Origin of the sequence: Methylobacterium sp. E-045 (assembly GCF_022829685.1) — a bacterium.
In the GTDB taxonomy this organism is placed as follows: Bacteria; Pseudomonadota; Alphaproteobacteria; order Rhizobiales; family Beijerinckiaceae; genus Methylobacterium.
This window is the reverse complement of the sequence record NZ_JAKSYE010000076.1, coordinates 1-16,135: the sequence shown is the minus strand read 5'-3', so window position 1 is coordinate 16,135 and position 16,135 is coordinate 1. Positions and strand designations below refer to the sequence as shown.

Here is a 16,135-nt window from a genome sequence, read left to right as displayed (position 1 = left end):
ACGTGGCTGGGCTGATGCCCTTCAGGCCCGGCCAGCACTAAGTGAGAGCATCGCCGGATCAATTCCGTTGCTGCGCAGGGTGCGCTCGTACTTGGTGTCGAGCGCGGCATTGAAGATCATGTCGGGATCGGCTGGGCAGTTGAGCCAGCCATTGGCCAAGATCTCACTCTCAAGCTGACCCGCCTGCCACCCGGCATAGCCGAGGGCGAGGACAGCGCTGGCCGGCCCCGCCCCGCTCGCGATGGCCCGCAGAATTTCTACGGTGGCGGTGAGGCATATCCCGTCATCGATGATAAGTGTCGACTGGTCGATGTGAAAATCGTCGGTGTGAAGCACAAAGCCGCGCTTGGCATCGACCGGGCCACCCATCAGAACCGGAATATGACCGACCGTCTCGCGCAGGCGGATCGCGTCATCCTCGCTGGCGATATCCAATTGGACCAGGAGGTCGGGCATGTTCAGGTCGCTGGCCGGCTTGTTCAGGATGATCCCCATCGCCCCATCGGCTGAATGGGCGCAAAGATAGATCACCGACCTTGCAAAGCGCTCGTCCGTGAGGCCGGGCATTGCTACCAGGAACTGACCGTCGAGATAGGCGGAAACCGGATCATGTCGCATCGCATCATGCTACCTGGGCCGGAGGGCTTGTCCAGCGGGGATGCGACAGGTCCATCGGGATAACGAAGAAGGCAACCTTGCTCTGACCGCTGAGGCGACAGGAAGTGAAGAGTTTTTTCGAGGCTTTCCGAGGCTCCTGAGCTTCGACGGCCCAAGCATCGGAATTGATCCTCTGCTTCTTCAGCCTTACGACCCGCTCGTGGTTCTCGATGAGCAACAGGCGGTCGGAATTGAGCCGTAAGTGACATATGCCACTTCGGATCAGCATCAACTTGACGATCTTCGTTCCCTGCTCCGAGAAGACGACGACGGACAGCTCTCCACGAGGCCGATATCGGCGGCATCGAGCTGACTACCTCATCTCGTCTATTCATCCGTTTTCGGCCTTCCTTAGGGTCAGGAACCGAAACAGCCTTTCGCATCCCGCTCCTGAGCTGAACCCGGCGAGGCTGAGGATGGCATCCTTTCCGTTCTCGTTGAATACGGTCGCGATCCATCAGGGAAATGTGGACGGGACCGGCTTCTCCGCGGGTTGCCTCGACACGCCCATGGGCACGGGCTAGACCCTTCTCGCCCATCGGAGGGCCATTATGGCGCCGTTGGCCGATGGGCTCACGCACCACGTGGTGTCAGAATCGGTCCTCAAGACCGGGTATGGGCTCTAGGCGATCTGAGGAGACGAGGACGGATGACGATCCAGGTTGGCGACCACCTTCCCCAGGTGACATTTCGCGTGAGCGGCGCCGGGGGCCCCGAGGCGAAGACCACTGACGATATCTTCAAGGGACGCCGCATCGTTCTGATCGGCGTGCCCGGCGCATTCACGCCGAGTTGCCACCGCAACCACCTGCCCGGCTTCGTCGAGAAGCAGGAAGAGGTCAAGGCGCGCGGCGTCGATGCCGTGGCCGTCACCTCGGTCAACGATGTGTTCGTGCTCGAAGCCTGGCAGAAGGCCAGCAACGCCGATGGGATCGAGTTCCTCGCCGACGGCAATGCCGAGTTCGCCAAGGCGATCGGCCTCGACATGGACGGGGCCGGTTTCGGCCTAGGGCCGCGCTCGAAGCGCTACTCCATGCTGGTGGATGACGGCGTCGTGCGCGTTCTCAACGTCGAAGAATCCCCGGCCAAGACTGAGATTTCCGGCGTCGACGCCCTGCTCAAGGTGATCTGAACGGTTCTGGAGGACGAGGCCGCGGCATCGCGGCCTCGTCGAACATCCGGCTAAGGGCGACCACGTCCGCGTGGTTGCCGGACACGAGATCGGTGATATCGCCGACGAGAAGCGCCTTGGCATGGCGGCAGGCGACGCCGTAGCGTCCCGCCATACAGGTGCAGCGCAGGCGCGGGCCGCCCGGGCGATCCTCCAGGGTCACTGCGTAGAGATTGCCGCGGCTCCCACGCACGGAAAACCGCATCGCCGCACTCTGCAGGCCGGGCGTCCCGAACGATCGCGTTTCCCGCTCGACATAACCGGCCGGCAGCCGTGTGATCGGTAGATGGATTGCCCTCGCCAGGGCGGGAATGTCGGGCGCGCCACGCTCCCTTGCCGCCGCCAGGGCGATCTCCGCGCAGGCGTAGGCGTCCTCGCCCGCATCGTGATGCTCGAAACGGATGCCAAGCCGGGCGGCGACCTTGCCAAGGCCGCATCCCTCCGGTGCGGGAAAGACCTTCCGGGCGATCTGGAGGGTGCAGAGCGAAGCAATAGCCGGAACGGCCATCCCATAGGCATGGAGCGAGGCGCGGAGCACGCCCATGTCGAAGCCGGCATTGTGGGCGAGAATCAGCCCGGACGAGAGGTCAGGCAGAAACTCCGCCATCACGTCCGGGAATTCCGGTTTCTGGCGGACATCCGCTGGCAGGATACCGTGAACACGAATGTTGCCGGGGGAGAAGCGCATCTCACGAGGGCGGATCAACCGGGATTCACGCCGTACCACGGCCCCACCCTCGATCCAGGCGAGCCCGACCGCGCAGGCGCTGTCGCGCCGCTCGTTGGCTGTCTCGAAATCGATGGCGAGCGTCGTCACGCCGTCTCCACCATGGTGAGCCAATCCTCCTCGCTCACCACCTTGACCCCGTGCTTCTCGGCATCCTTGAGTTTGGAGCCCGCTCCCGGACCCGCGACGACGAGGTCTGTCTTGGCCGAGACCGAGCCCGAGACCTTGGCGCCGAGGCGCTCGGCCGTGGCTTTGGCCTCGCTTCGGGTCATGCGCTCCAGGGAGCCGGTGAAGACCACGGTCTTTCCAGCGAAAGCAGTCGCCGTGGCAGCCGCGGCCATCGGCTCGGTGTTGACCTCATCGAGCAGGGCATGGACCGCATCGGCATTGTGAGGTTCGGCAAAGAAGGCGATGAGAGAATCCGTCGCCACGGGGCCGATCTCGCCATCGTCAGCGAAGACCCGGTAGGGATCCCCGGGACGCTGGTCACGGGCACGGGCGACGGCCGCTCCCACGGCGGCCTCGTCGCCGTAATGGGCGATCAGGTTGGCCCGCTGCGCCGCGGTCGGCCGCCGGCCCGTCGCAGCCTCGCCGCCTTCTGCCTCGCCCGGGAAACCGAATTCGAGCAACCGGTCCCGAGTCGTCGGTCCGACCCTCGGCACCGCCGAGAGTTCGAGCCAATCCGGTCCGGCCTGAGCGGCGGCGGCAGCGGCGATCGCCTGCATTAGGCCCGGCATGTCCGGAAAGCGTTTGGCAAGGGCCTTGGCGGTGGACTCGCCGATATGGCGGATACCGAGGGCAAACAGGAACCGGTTGAGGGGCAGGCTGCGGCGCTCATTGATGGAGGCCAAGAGGTTCTTGATCGCCTTGTCCTCGTCGTCGCCCTTCTTCTTCGCTTTCTTCGCCGGTGGCTCACCCTCGGCGCGGCGCTCGGCCGAAAGCGCTTCGCGGCGAGCGACGATGGCCTCCTTGAGCGATGCGAACTGAAGGCGGAACAAGTCGGCGGGCTGTTTGATGAGACCGGCCTCGAACAGCACCTCGATATAGGTCTGGCCGAAGCCTTCGAGATCGAAGGCGTTGCGGGAGACGAAATGCTTCAGGCGTTCCAGACCCTGCGCCGGGCAGATGAGACCGCCGGTGCAGCGGCGTATCGCGTCGCGCTGACCGGTGCGCGGATTGACCTCGCGGACGGCGCGGCTGCCGCAGGCGGGACATGTCTCCGGGAAGACATAGGGTTTCGCATCAGCCGGCCGCTTGGCGAGATCGACATCCATGACCTTCGGGATCACGTCGCCGGCGCGCTGGACGATGACCGTATCACCGACGCGAATATCGCGACCGTCGCGGATCGGCTCGCCGTCGCCGCCGACGCCCTGGACGTAGCCCTCGTTATGGAGCGTCGCGTTCGAGACGACGACGCCCCCCACCGTCACCGGCTTCAAGCGCGCCAACGGATTCAACGACCCGGTCCGGCCGACATTGATCTCGATGGCCTCCAGAATCGTGAAGGCCTTCTGCGCGGCGAACTTGTGCGCCAGCGCCCAGCGCGGGCTGCGCGAGACGAAGCCGAGGCGGCGCTGAAGCGCCAGATCGTCGACCTTGTAGACGATGCCGTCGATGTCGTAGCCGAGACCGGCGCGATCCTCCTCGATGACGCGGTAATGCGCCAGCATGGCCTCAGCGTCGGCGCAGAGCACCGTGCGGTCGTTCACCGCGAATCCCCAAGCGGCGAAGGCTGCGATCATTCCGTGCTGCGTGACTTCCGGCATCTCCGACATCTCGCCCCAGGCGTAGGCGAAGAATTTCAATGGTCGCGAGGCGGTGATCTGGGAATCGAGCTGGCGCAGGGACCCAGCCGCCGCGTTGCGCGGATTGGCGAAGAGCGCCTTTCCCGCCGCCTCCTGGCGGGCGTTGATGGCGGTGAAATCCGCGTGCGAGAGATAGACCTCGCCGCGCACCTCGCAGATCTCCGGCCAGCCCGTCCCCGCCAGCGTCTCAGGGATGCCGGAGACGGTTCGCGCATTGGCGGTCACATCCTCGCCGACCTCGCCGTCGCCGCGCGTGGCCGCCGTGACGAGCTTGCCCTCCACGTAGCGTAGGGAGAGGGACAAGCCGTCGATCTTCGGTTCAGCGGTGAAGGCGAGCGGCTCGTCGGGCAGGTTGAGGAAGCGGCGGACCCGGGCCACGAAATCGTGGACCTCCTCGTCTGCGAAGGCATTGCCAAGCGACAGCATCGGCACCGCGTGCCGGACCTTGGCGAACTTCTCAGAGGCCTTCGCGCCCACGGACACGCTTGCCTGTCCGGTGCCGGCGAGATCGGGGAAGCGGGTCTCGATCGTCTCGAGGCGACGCCGGAGGGCGTCGTATTCCGCATCCGTGATCTCGGGCGCATCCTCTCCGTGATAGAGCCTGTCCGCCTCCGCGATCTGCTCCGACAATGCGGCGTGCTCGGCGCGAGCCTCCTCGGCGCTGAATGCATCGATCGGGTCGGGCAAGGCGGGTGCTGGCATGAACACGTTTCACGGCTTTGGCTGGGGCGTCGCGGAGTTTATCACATCCGGATACCGCGACGGGAGGCCCCGCGGATGCGCCGCAGCGGCACGACGGAAAGGTAACCTTCTGTCGAAGGCCTACGAATGGAAGAGGCGGTCTCGCGCGAACGTGCGACCGAGCCACCCCATATCCTCCCCACGTTCGCCTATCTGAAGGCGAGGACTTTTCACCGACGGATCTTCATGCCGGCCAAACCCGCTCTCTCCGCACCCTGGCGCGACCGCGCCGGCCGCGTCTCGGGCCTGAAACTCGCGACATTCCTGTTCGCGCTGGCACCGGGGCTCTGGCTCGCCGCCGCCTATGGGTTCGACGCCCTCGGGCCGAAGCCGATCACCGCCCTTATCCACGGTACGGGCGAATGGGCCGTGCGATTCTTGCTGCTCTCCCTGGCGGTGACGCCGCTGAGGCGGATCGCGAACTATCCCAAGCTCATCCTGGTCCGGCGCATGCTCGGCCTCACCGTCCTCGCCTATGGGCTCGTCCATCTCGGTCTCTACGTCGTCGACCAGAATTTCATCCTGTCGAAGGTCGCGAGCGAGATTGTCTCGCGGTTCTACCTCACCATCGGCTTCGTGGCCCTGCTCGGCCTCGCCGTATTGGGGATCACCTCCACGGACGGGATGATCCGCCGCCTCGGAAAGGCTTGGCCGCGCCTGCACAAGACCGTCTATGCCATCGCGGTGCTCGGCCTGCTCCACTACTTCCTTCAGGCCAAGATCGACGTGTCGGCGCCGGTCTACTGGACCGGCCTGTTCCTTCTGCTGATGGGATGGCGGGCTATGCAGCGCTACCGTCTTCCGATGAATGCCATCACCCTCTTCGGCCTCGCCCTCGCGACGTCCCTCGTCACCGCGCTGGTGGAAGCGGCGTGGTACGGGTTCAAAAGCGGCGTGCCCGCCAGCGCGGTGCTCGGAGCCAACCTCGAATTCTACGATGGCCTGCGTCCGGCCTGGTGGGTGCTCGTCACCGGCATCGCATTGCCGCTGCTCAACATCATGCGTCCGGCCATGAATGGCGGCGGCAAGGGTAAACCGGTCTCTCACCGGTCCGGGCAGGAGGCCGTCCAGGCGAGCTGAGCGCTTGCGACGGACCAATCCCTCGCGCACAAGCGCAGCGCCGTCCTGGTGAACGGGCGTCTCGAACGTGAGGGAATTCCAGCGATGCGTGTCAGGCTTCTTGGAGCGGCTCTCGTCCTGACGGCCCTTCTGCCGTCCCTCGCCATGGCGGAATGCGCGAAGGCCATGCCGCCCGACCCGGCGACGCGCCCGACGAAGCCGGTTGCTCCCGCCAAGCCCGCCTGCCTCGACGCCAAGGGCGGATGTCCCGGCTGGGAGGCCTACACGTTCAACGACGCGGTGAAGGCCTACAACCTGCAAATCGCGGCCTATCGTCCCCTGGCCGAGGCCTATGTGAAGGCGCTGAACGCTTATGTGAAAGCGAGCGGCGACTACGTGCAGTGCGAGGTGAAGGCGCTGCAATAGCCGAGGTCTTCGGAGACCGATGTCGCGCCTCCCGCGCTTGACCCTCCCCGGGTGCGATGCCACAGCCTGCGGCATCGCCAGCGCCAGACAGGATGTCCGATGACTGCTCCCCTCGACCTTCTCGTCCTCGGCAATGCCATCGTCGACCTGATCGCGCGGACGGATGACGGGTTTCTCGAGCAGCAGGGCGTCCCCAAGGGCGCCATGCAGCTCATCGACGAAGAGCGGGCGGAGAGCCTGTTCTCGGTGATGGGACCGGCCACCATCGTCTCCGGCGGCTCGGGTGCGAACACCGCGGTGGGCGCGGCCCTCCTCGGCGCGAAGACCGGCTTCATCGGCAAGGTCCGCGACGACAAGCTCGGCGGCCTCTTCGCTCACGATCTCAAGGCGACCGGCGTGTCCTTCGCCGTAGCGCCCGCGTCGGAAGGACCGGCAACGGCCCGCTGCTTCATCCTGGTGACGCCGGACGGCGAGCGCACGATGAACACCTATCTCGGTGCCTGCCAGGGTCTGTCGCCGGCCGATGTCGACGAGGCCACCGTGGCGAGCGCCCGCACGGTCTATCTCGAGGGCTACCTCTGGGACCCGCCGGCGGCCAAGGACGCGTTCCGCAAGGCCGCCAGGATCGCCCACAATGCCGGCAACGCCGTCGCGCTCACCCTGTCGGACGCGTACTGCGTCGGGCGCTACCGCGAGGAGTTTCTCGGCCTCATCCGCGATGGCAGCATCGACATTTTGTTCGCCAATATCAGTGAGTTGAAGAGCCTCTACGAGACGCAGGACGACGAGGCCGCGATCAAGGCCCTGCGCGACGAGCGCAACCAGCGCGGCATGCATCTCCTCGGCCTCGTCACCCGGTCCGCCGAGGGCGCGATGGTCGTGAAGGGCGGCGAGATCCGCGCCATCGAGGCCGCACCGGTGCATGAGGTGGTGGATACGACCGGCGCCGGAGACCTGTTCGCGGCGGGGTTCCTCGCCGGCCACGCCCGCGGTCTCGACAACGTGTCGAGCGCCCGGCTCGGGGCGCTGGCGGCGGCGGAGGTGATCCAGCATATCGGCGCCCGGCCGCAGCACGACCTCGTGGCCCTAGCCAAGGGGCGCGGCCTTCTCTGAAGCCACCGCCATCGCACCCCTCGTTCGACCGCCACGGCAGCACCCCCCGTTCGACCGCCACGGCACCCCCCGTTCGACCGCCATCGGCCGCGATTTACGACGCAGCGGCGAATGACGGCGATTCCGGTGGGACAGACCCGAACGAGCGGGCCGGCGAGCCTCAGCCGAGCAAGCGCTCGAACAGCGATCTGACCTCGGCGCGGCGTTCATCGAGTTCCGCCGCCAGGGTCGCGGCATCCGGCAGGCCCATGGCAATGGCGAGCCGTGTCAGCGCCACCGAGGCGCCCGCCTTCGATTCCGCCTCGCCCATCAGCCGCTGCCAATGGAGGGCGTCGTCGACGATGCGATAGGCCTCGCCGAGCCGACGGGCCTCGTTCACCGGTAGCAGGCCCCGCTTACCGGCCTCGGCGAAAACAGAGGATGCATCGAGGCCGATGAGACCGGGATGGCGTTCGGCATGGGCCAGGGTCAGGGCCTGGGCCATGAAGTCGAGATCGAGCAATCCGCCCGGGGCCAGCTTGAGATCGAGCGGTCCCGCAAACCCCTTCTCGCCGGCCACGACCTGACGCATCTCGCGCACCGCGCGGTAGACCTCCGCCGTCTCGCGCGTCGAGCCGACGATGGTCCGGATCTGGTCCATCACGGCGTCGCCGAGGCTCCGGTCCCCGGCGATGACCCGGGCACGGGTGAGCGCCATATGCTCCCACAGATCGGCCTCCCCCTGCTGGTAGGGGAGGAAACTCCGCACCTGCACGGCCACGGGCCCCTGCCCGCCGCCGGGACGCAGGCGAAGGTCCACCTCGTAGAGACCGCCGCGCCGGGTCAGCGCCGTCAGCGCCGCCACCAGTCGCTGCGTCAGCCGGTTGTAGGCCATGACCGCGTCGATCGCCTTCGGCCCCCGACTCGTCCGGTTCTCAGTGTCGAAATCGTAGAGCACGACGAGGTCGATGTCGGATTCCGCCGTCATCTGCTTGGCGCCGAGCCGACCGAGGCCGAGGACGACGCAGCGCCCACCGGGCACCTCCCCATGCTCGGCGAAGAACTGGCGCGAGACCGCTTCGAGGCTGGCCTCCACCACGGCGTCGGCGATGCCGGCATAGGCCCGCCCCGCCGCCTGCGGCGACAGGATGCCGGTGAGCAAGCGCGCCCCGGTCACGAAGCGCAGCTGCCGCGCCGCATCCCGGCTGCGGTCGAGAAAATCCTCGTAGGCCGCCGGCTTGCCGACGAGGCCCCGGTACTGCGCGGCGATATCGCCGGCATCCACCGTCGGCGCGACGAAGGCGGGGTCGATCACCGTATCGAGGACATGGGGGCTGAAGGCGACGGTCTCGGCGAGGCGCGGTGCGCTCCCCAGCAGGTCGGCGAAGAGCAGGCGCAGCCGGTCGTTCGAACGCAGGATGGTGAGGAGTTCCACCGCCGCCGGCATCCGCGCGAAGGCCCGGTCGAGGGTGTCGAGGGCCACATCCGGGTTCGGTGTGCCGCCGAGCGCCTGCATCAAGGCCGGGACGAGTTCGGTGAGAACCTCGCGGGCCCGCGCCGTGCGGACGGCCGGGCGACGACCGAAATGCCAGCCGCGCACCGTCTCGGCCACGCGCTCGGGATCGGCAAAGCCCAGGGTCCGCAGGGTGGCGAGGGTCGCGGGATCGTCGTCCGTCCCGCTGAAGACGAGATTCCCCACCGAGGCGGACAGGTCCGGTTCCGCCTCGAACAGCAGCGCGTAATGCGCCTGCACCCGCCGGGCGTGGTGCATCAGGTCCGTCTCGAACGCCTCCGCATCGGCAAAACCGGCAAAGCGTGCGAACGCCTCGATCCCGGCCGCCTCCATCGGCAATCGCTGGGTCTGCTCGTCGTTCACCATCTGCAGGCGATGCTCGACGGTGCGCAGGAAATCGTAGGCTTGTCCCAGTTCGTCGCGCGCGGCGCCGTCGATCCAGCCCTCCTTCGTGAGCGCCGCCAGCATCTCGATGGTGCGGCGGCCGCGCAGGTCCGGCCGTCTCCCGCCGAAGACGAGCTGCTGGGTCTGGACGAAAAACTCGATCTCGCGGATACCGCCGCGCCCGAGCTTGATGTCGTGGCCGGCGACCGCGATCGTGTCGTGCCCCCGCACGGCATGGATCTGGCGCTTCATCGCATGGACGTCGGCGATGGAGGCGAAATCGAAATATTTTCTCCAGACGAAGGGCCGCAAGCCGGTCAGGAAGTCTTCGCCCGCCTGGATGTCTCCGGCGATCGCACGGGCCTTGATATAGGCGGCGCGCTCCCAGTTCTGGCCGAGATTCTCGTAATAAAGATAGGCGGAGTTCAGCGAGATGGCCGTCGGCGTCGATCCGGGATCGGGGCGCAGCCGGTAATCGACGCGGTGCACGTAGCCCTCGGCGGTGCGCTCCTGCAGCAGCTTGGCGATCCCCTGCGCGAGCTTGGAGAAGAACGGCGTCGGTGCCAGCCCCTCCTTCAGCCGCGCGAGATCGGGATCGAAGAACACGACGAGGTCGATGTCGCTGGAATAGTTGAGTTCGCCGGCCCCGAGCTTGCCGAGGCCGAGGATGACGAGGCCGGATCCGGCCTGAGGGCTCGCGACGTCCTGGGGATAGAACCGCCCGGCCTTGGCCGCCTGCAGCAACAAGGCGTCGGCCGCGGCATGGACGGATGCATCGGCGAAGTCGGAGAGCGCCTTGGTCACCGTCGCCAGGGGCCAAAGCCCGCCGATATCGGCGAGAGCCACGAGGAGCGCATGGTCGCCGCGGTTGCGTCGCAATTCGGCGGCGACGGCATCGAGATCGCGGACCTCTCCGCTCTCACTGCGTGCAGCGGAGCGCTGCCGGGCGATGAGGTCGGCCACCACGCGTTCGGGCGGGCTGGCCAGCATCGCGGCGACGCGCCCGGGGTCCCGCACCACGCAGCGCCACAGGAAGGAAGAATGGTCGGCGAGGCCGAGAAGCAGCGCTCGTCCCGCCTCGTCGAGAGGGCCGAACGAGGCCTCGACCTCTTCGAGCCGTGCCGCCGCACGTTCGGGATCCATCAGGACGGGCGCCCTCGTCAGGCGCTGGGTCAAAGGCGCTTCCTCGGTCACGGGCTGTCCTTTCCCGGCTCAACGGGTTCAGCAAAAGCGGGCACTGATGTGACGTCAGACAACGCACGACACCTCAAGAGCCCAAGCTCGTGGTGGAAATCTGACGGAGGGTACCCGCCTTGAGCGTCTGTCCAGGGTGGTCAGCGGAAGTTCGACAATCGTCTAACGAATGTCCGGAACACGGATAGAGCAGACGATGACGGCGCTCTACGAGCCCACGATGCGCTTGCGGCGCTGCCACGTCGCGACCTTGCGCAGAAGGCGCGACAGGTTCTCGATCGAGTAAGGCTTGTGCAGTAGCTCAAACCCGTAGGTGCTGTTCTGCGCGAGCACGTGGCTGTAGCCCGAAGCCAGTAGGACCGGCAGATCATGATGCAGACGGCGAATTTCGTGGGCGAGATCGATCCCGGTCATGCCCGGCATCACCACGTCCGTGAACACCACGTCGAAGCGGTTGGCATCTCGTCGTAACTCGGCCAGCGCCTCCTCGGCATGCGTCGGCAGCACGGGCACGTAACCCAGGTCCCGCAGGGTCTGAACCGCGAAGTTGCCCACCTCCGCGTTGTCCTCCACCACGAGCACGCAGGTGCCGTGACCATCCATCAGAACCTCGGGCTCGAAGGGGACCGCTACCTGTCCCATCGTCTCGACGCTCGGCATGTACAGGGTGAACGTAGTGCCCTTGCCGACCACGCTTGTGACCGCGACCTCGCCACCAGACTGCTTGGCGAAGCCGAACACCTGCGACAGGCCAAGCCCCGTGCCTTGCCCCACGCCCTTGGTCGTAAAGAACGGCTCGAAGATGTGGTCCAGGCGTTCCTCAGGGATGCCAGAGCCGGTGTCGATGATGGACACGGCGATGAACGCCCCAACCACCGCCGCGTGCGTTCGGATGGCTGGCATCTGCTCGACGGCTTCGACCCGGATCGTGAGGTGCCCTTCGCCGTTCATCGCGTCGCGTGCGTTCACGGCCATGTTCACCAGCGCGGTATCGAATTGGCTGGGATCGGCATCCATGAAGCAGGGATCAACCGGAAGCTGCGTGACGATGTGAATACGTGAGCCGGTGAGCGTACCCATCATGTCACTGATTGCTCGAACGCTCTCGGCAGCATCGAACACCTCGGGCCTGAGCGCCTGCCGCCGGGCAAATGCGAGAAGCTGCCCCGTGAGCTTGGCAGCGCGGTCAACCGTATCGGAGATCGCCGCGACGTAACGAAGGCGGCGTTCCTCCGCGAGGTCGGGACGCTTGAGCAGGTCAGTGGACGACTTGATGACGGTGAGCAGGTTGTTGAAGTCGTGGGCAACGCCGCCGGTCAGTTGGCCGATGGCTTCAAGTTTCTGGGATTGGCGTAAGGCGTCCTCCGCCAGCATAAGTTCCTTGGTGCGCTCGGCCACCCGTTGTTCGAGCGTCTCATTGAGTTCGCGCAAGGCGACTATTGCGCGGTTCTGCACGGTGACATCGTAGCCGCCGACGAAGATGCCGTTGACCACGCCGTCATCGTTGCGGATCGGCTGGTACAGAAGATCGATAAAGCGGTCCTCGTCCTCACCAGCGAGACGGAGCGGCAAACCCTGAGCCGAGAACGGTTCGTCGTTCGTGTAGACCTGGTCGAGCAACTCGAAGAAGCCTTGCCCCTCGAGCTCGGGGAACACGTCTCGCACCTCGCGACCGAGGAAGCTGCGCTGACCAGCTATCGTCACGTAGGCTTCGTTGACGTACTCGTAGACGTGCTCAGGACCTTTCAAGACCGCTACGAAGCCGGGCATCTGCCTGAAGACCTGTCGCTGTCGCTCGTCGCGCTCGCGGAGCTTTAGCTCGGTGTCGACTTGCGACGTAACATCCATGGCGTTGACGAACACGCCTGCGACCGCTCCACCCTCGGCGCGCACGGGCGCGAAGCTATAAAACCAGTAGGTCTCTTCCATGCGCCCATGGCGCCTCATTAGCAGCCTTTGCCGGTCTGTTGCGAACCCTTGCCCTGTCTCCATGACACGTTCGAGTTGGGGTTCGAGCACGGACCAGAGCTCGGACCAGACCTCGCGAAGCGGTTGGCCTAGCGCTTGCGGATGGCGCTCGGCGAGAGCGGGAGCGTAGGCGTCGTTGTAGATTAGGACGAACTCAGAGCCCCAGTAGAGGGCACTGACGATCGACGAGTTTAGGCAGACTGACAGGGTGGAGCGCAGGGACTGCGGCCACGATGACGGTTCGCCAAGTGGTGTAGCCGCCCAGTCATGAACGCGGATGCGCGCGCCCATCTCACCACCCTCGCTGAGGAAGTCGAGGCTACCCGACATCGGATCAGGCGCGGTCATGAGGGGGAGGAGTCCTCTGCGCCATCGCTTGCCGGGAGATCGGGGTCTTACCCATCTCGGCGTGCTCGAACTCGCGCAGGGCGGCCCGCACGACCTCGCTGACGCTGCTATAGCGGCCGGTGGCGACGCACCCTTGCAAGAACACCCGGAGTTCCGGGGGCACGGAGATGGTGATGGTTTCGCGCACGGCCATGCCGGATCGGTAACACGTCCACACACTGTCTTACACGTGACACATGTGGAATCCGGTCGCGGCCCTTATAGCGTCCGCTTTCCGGCAGGACCGGACGTTGGACGGTGCCTACGCCAGTGTCCGAGTAGGGTCGAGAGCGGAGCCAGGCCGTCGGTTCCATCCGCCGGATGTCGACCACCCGATGGAGCATGGGCTCGCCAACGCGGACCCGCTTCGTATCTATCAAAACGTCTCGGCCGCGCAGTCGTGCCGTGAGCGAGAACCGGCCGTCACCGGGAGTTTTGCGAACCCTCTCAGGCCGGGAGGGTCATCACGACGCGAAGTCCCGGCCGATTGTCGTCCAGGGCGAGTGTGCCCTGATGAAGGCGCACCACCGCGTTGATGAGACTGAGCCCGAGCCCGAAGCCCGGCAGGGAGCGCGCCTCCTCCAGTCGGACGAACCGGCCGAGCACACGCCCGCGCGCCTCCTCGGGAATGCCGGGGCCGTTATCCGCGACGATGACCGCCACACCCGACCCGCGCTCTTCCGCCGTGACACGGACCGTCCCGCCCGAGCCGCCGTATTTCACGGCGTTGTCGATGAGATTGGCGAGGGCCTGCCCCACCAGTTCGCGGTTGCCACGGATCAGGAGCCCTTCGGGTGCCGCGATGACGAGCTCCATTCCCCGCTCGGACGCCAGTGCCTCGTAGAGTTCGCCGACCTCCTGCGCCACGAGGCCGAGATCGAACCGGGCCATGATCTCCTGCGCATTGCCGGCTTCCAGCCGTGCGATCATCAGAAGGGCGTTGAAGACCCGGATCAGGCCGTCGCTCTCCTCGATCACGCCGTCCAGGGCGCCGCGCAACTGCTCGGGCGTGTCGGCGCCGTGGAGCGCCTCGTCGGCGCGGTTGCGGAGCCGGGTCAGCGGGGTCTTGAGATCATGGGCGATATTGTCCGAGACTTCGCGCAGGCCGCGCATCAGTTCACCGATGCGTTCGAGCATCTCGTTGAGATTGCTCGCCAGGCGATCGAGCTCATCGCCGTTGCCGGCCACCGCGAGGCGCCCGTCGAGGTCGCCGGCCATGATCCGGCGCGTCGTCTCCGTCATGGCATCGACGCGCCGCAGGACGCGGCTGGCCACGAACCATCCCCCGACGACGCCGAGGATGACGACCAGGGCCACGGAGGAGCCGAAGGTCGTCGCGATGATGGAGCGCAGCCTGTCACGCTCCTCCACGTCGCGCCCGACGACGAGGCGAAACCCTCCGGGAAGGACGAAGACCTGCATGATCGCGTGGTGGTCGAGCACATCGGACTGACCGCTGCGGGCATAGGCCGCCTCGGTCTGGCCCGGCTGGGCCAGGGTTCCGTCCGCGAGCGCGCCGACATTGCCGACGACCCGCTCACCCGCCGCCGTCGTCACCAGATAGAGAGAGGCGCCGGGTTCGCCGGCCCGGCGTTCGACGACGGAGATCAGCCGGCGCAGGCCACCGGCCTTGTACTGGTCCGACAGGCCGTTGATCTCGGCCTCGATGGTCGACACCATCTGGTCGTCGAGGACACGGCTCGCATTCCAGGCCACATAGCCCAGGGCCAGAAAGGCGAAGGTCGCGAAGACGAGGAGATAGGCGAAGGAGAGCTTGAAGGCGGTCGTCCGGAACAGGTTCCGGATCCGCGCGGGCGCCCGCTCGGCCTCGCTCACGAGGCGACCGGCTCGCGGGGCGATTCGTCCGGTCGCAGGATATAGCCGGCACCGCGGATCGTATGGATCAGAGCGGTGTCGAAATCCTTGTCGAGCTTGGCCCGCAGGCGCGAGACATGGACGTCGATGACGTTGGTCTGCGGGTCGAAATGGTAGTCCCAGACATGTTCGAGCAGCATTGTGCGGGTCACCACCTGCCCGGCATGACGCATGAGATATTCGAGCAGCCGGAATTCACGGGGTTGGAGCAGGATGTCATGGCCGCCGCGCGTGACGCGATGCGACAGGCGATCGAGGTGCAGGTCGCCCACGTGATAGGACGTCGCCTCCATGGTTCCGGGCGAGGCGGCCCGGCGCCGGGCCAGCACTTCGGCGCGGGCGAGCAATTCCGAGAACGCATAGGGTTTCGGGAGATAGTCGTCGCCTCCGGCCCGCAGGCCCTTCACCCGGTCGTCGACCTGACCGAGGGCCGAGAGGATCAGGATGGGGGTCGTGACCTCCTGCTCGCGCAGGGAGCGAATGAGCGACAATCCGTCGAGCTTCGGCAGCATGCGGTCGACGATGAGGACATCGTAAGCGCCTTCCCGCGCGAGCGCATAGCCATCGAGCCCGTCGACCGCATGGTCCGGCACGTGACCGGCTTCCCTGAAGGCTTTGACGAGATAGGAAACCGCCTCGCGGTCGTCCTCGATGATGAGAAGGCGCATGGGGCCGGACGATACGTGGTCGGGACTGCGCGGGAAAGCCGGTTGAACCTGGATCGGCACGAAGCCCCCTCCCCTCTCGTGAGACGGGACGGAGGATGCCGGAGATCGGCTTACCGCGCTTTGGCTGGATCATGACCATTCGGTAAGACAAGCGATGCCACAACGCAAAACACCCGCCTCGTGAGAGGCGGGTGTTTTGCGTCGATCGTTTATCGGGGCTGTAATCTGTTCTGTGCAGGTCTGGCGGCGACCGACTCTCCCGTGTCTTGAGACACAGTACCATGGGCGCTGGTGTGTTTAACTGCCGAGTTCGAGATGGGATCGGGTTCTGGGCACACCGCCCAAACCACCAGACCGGCGGAGGACAGGCTGTTCGGCAAGCATTTTGAGATCGGAAGGGCGTCGTGCAGGGCAAGGGTGGACGTTATTGGGGATATTGTGTGGGCGTGCGTTGAGTGTATAACA

General features: G+C 66.1%; 12 protein-coding genes and 1 rRNA gene. 4 read left to right on the top strand and 9 right to left on the bottom strand.

The window, feature by feature from the left end; all coding sequences use genetic code 11:
- Positions 1-21 precede the first annotated feature (21 nt).
- Positions 22-618: a YqgE/AlgH family protein gene (locus tag MKK51_RS12080; RefSeq protein WP_243977351.1), complete on the bottom strand. Its 597-nt coding sequence runs from the start codon at positions 616-618 to the stop codon at positions 22-24.
- A 688-nt stretch (positions 619-1,306) separates the two neighbouring features.
- Between MKK51_RS12080 and MKK51_RS12075 the strand changes: the two genes are divergently transcribed.
- Positions 1,307-1,789, top strand: coding sequence for a peroxiredoxin (locus MKK51_RS12075; RefSeq protein ID WP_243977350.1), 483 nt, complete (start codon positions 1,307-1,309; stop codon positions 1,787-1,789).
- Here MKK51_RS12075 and MKK51_RS12070 read toward each other — a convergent pair.
- Entirely contained in the window at positions 1,776-2,645 is an 870-nt protein-coding gene (locus tag MKK51_RS12070; protein ID WP_243977349.1) for a 3'-5' exonuclease, read from the bottom strand. The genes MKK51_RS12075 and MKK51_RS12070 overlap by 14 nt on opposite strands.
- Complete coding sequence (gene ligA, locus MKK51_RS12065; RefSeq protein ID WP_243977348.1) at positions 2,642-5,065, bottom strand: NAD-dependent DNA ligase LigA; 2,424 nt, start codon at positions 5,063-5,065, stop codon at positions 2,642-2,644. The genes MKK51_RS12070 and ligA overlap by 4 nt, the downstream gene beginning before the upstream one ends.
- Positions 5,066-5,290: 225 nt before the next feature.
- Here ligA and MKK51_RS12060 point away from each other — a divergent pair, with 225 nt between their 5' ends.
- From MKK51_RS12060 to MKK51_RS12050, 3 genes are all read left to right on the top strand, one after another.
- Complete coding sequence (locus MKK51_RS12060) at positions 5,291-6,184, top strand: sulfite oxidase heme-binding subunit YedZ (protein WP_243977347.1); 894 nt, start codon at positions 5,291-5,293, stop codon at positions 6,182-6,184.
- An 84-nt stretch (positions 6,185-6,268) separates the two neighbouring features.
- Complete coding sequence (locus MKK51_RS12055) at positions 6,269-6,589, top strand: hypothetical protein (protein WP_243977346.1); 321 nt, start codon at positions 6,269-6,271, stop codon at positions 6,587-6,589.
- A gap of 99 nt (positions 6,590-6,688) precedes the next feature.
- A complete protein-coding gene (locus MKK51_RS12050) occupies positions 6,689-7,702 on the top strand; it encodes an adenosine kinase (protein WP_243977345.1) in 1,014 nt (337 codons plus the stop codon).
- A gap of 160 nt (positions 7,703-7,862) precedes the next feature.
- Here the strand turns inward: MKK51_RS12050 and MKK51_RS12045 are convergent, their stop codons facing one another.
- The 6 genes from MKK51_RS12045 to rrf form a co-directional block, all read right to left on the bottom strand.
- A complete protein-coding gene (locus MKK51_RS12045) occupies positions 7,863-10,721 on the bottom strand; it encodes a bifunctional [glutamine synthetase] adenylyltransferase/[glutamine synthetase]-adenylyl-L-tyrosine phosphorylase (protein ID WP_243977583.1) in 2,859 nt (952 codons plus the stop codon).
- 258 nt (positions 10,722-10,979) lie between these two features.
- On the bottom strand, positions 10,980-13,088 hold the full coding sequence (locus MKK51_RS12040) for a PAS domain-containing protein (RefSeq protein ID WP_243977344.1): 2,109 nt from the start codon (positions 13,086-13,088) through the stop codon (positions 10,980-10,982).
- Entirely contained in the window at positions 13,075-13,281 is a 207-nt protein-coding gene (locus tag MKK51_RS12035) for a type II toxin-antitoxin system ParD family antitoxin (protein WP_243977343.1), read from the bottom strand. The genes MKK51_RS12040 and MKK51_RS12035 overlap by 14 nt, the downstream gene beginning before the upstream one ends.
- Positions 13,282-13,574: 293 nt before the next feature.
- Positions 13,575-14,963 (bottom strand): sensor histidine kinase, encoded by a 1,389-nt coding sequence (locus MKK51_RS12030; RefSeq protein WP_243977342.1) that lies wholly within the window; start codon positions 14,961-14,963, stop codon positions 13,575-13,577.
- Positions 14,960-15,670, bottom strand: coding sequence for a response regulator transcription factor (locus MKK51_RS12025; RefSeq protein ID WP_243977581.1), 711 nt, complete (start codon positions 15,668-15,670; stop codon positions 14,960-14,962). The genes MKK51_RS12030 and MKK51_RS12025 overlap by 4 nt, the downstream gene beginning before the upstream one ends.
- Positions 15,671-15,908: 238 nt before the next feature.
- Positions 15,909-16,024, bottom strand: a 5S ribosomal RNA gene (rrf, locus tag MKK51_RS12020).
- Positions 16,025-16,135: the final 111 nt, after the last annotated feature.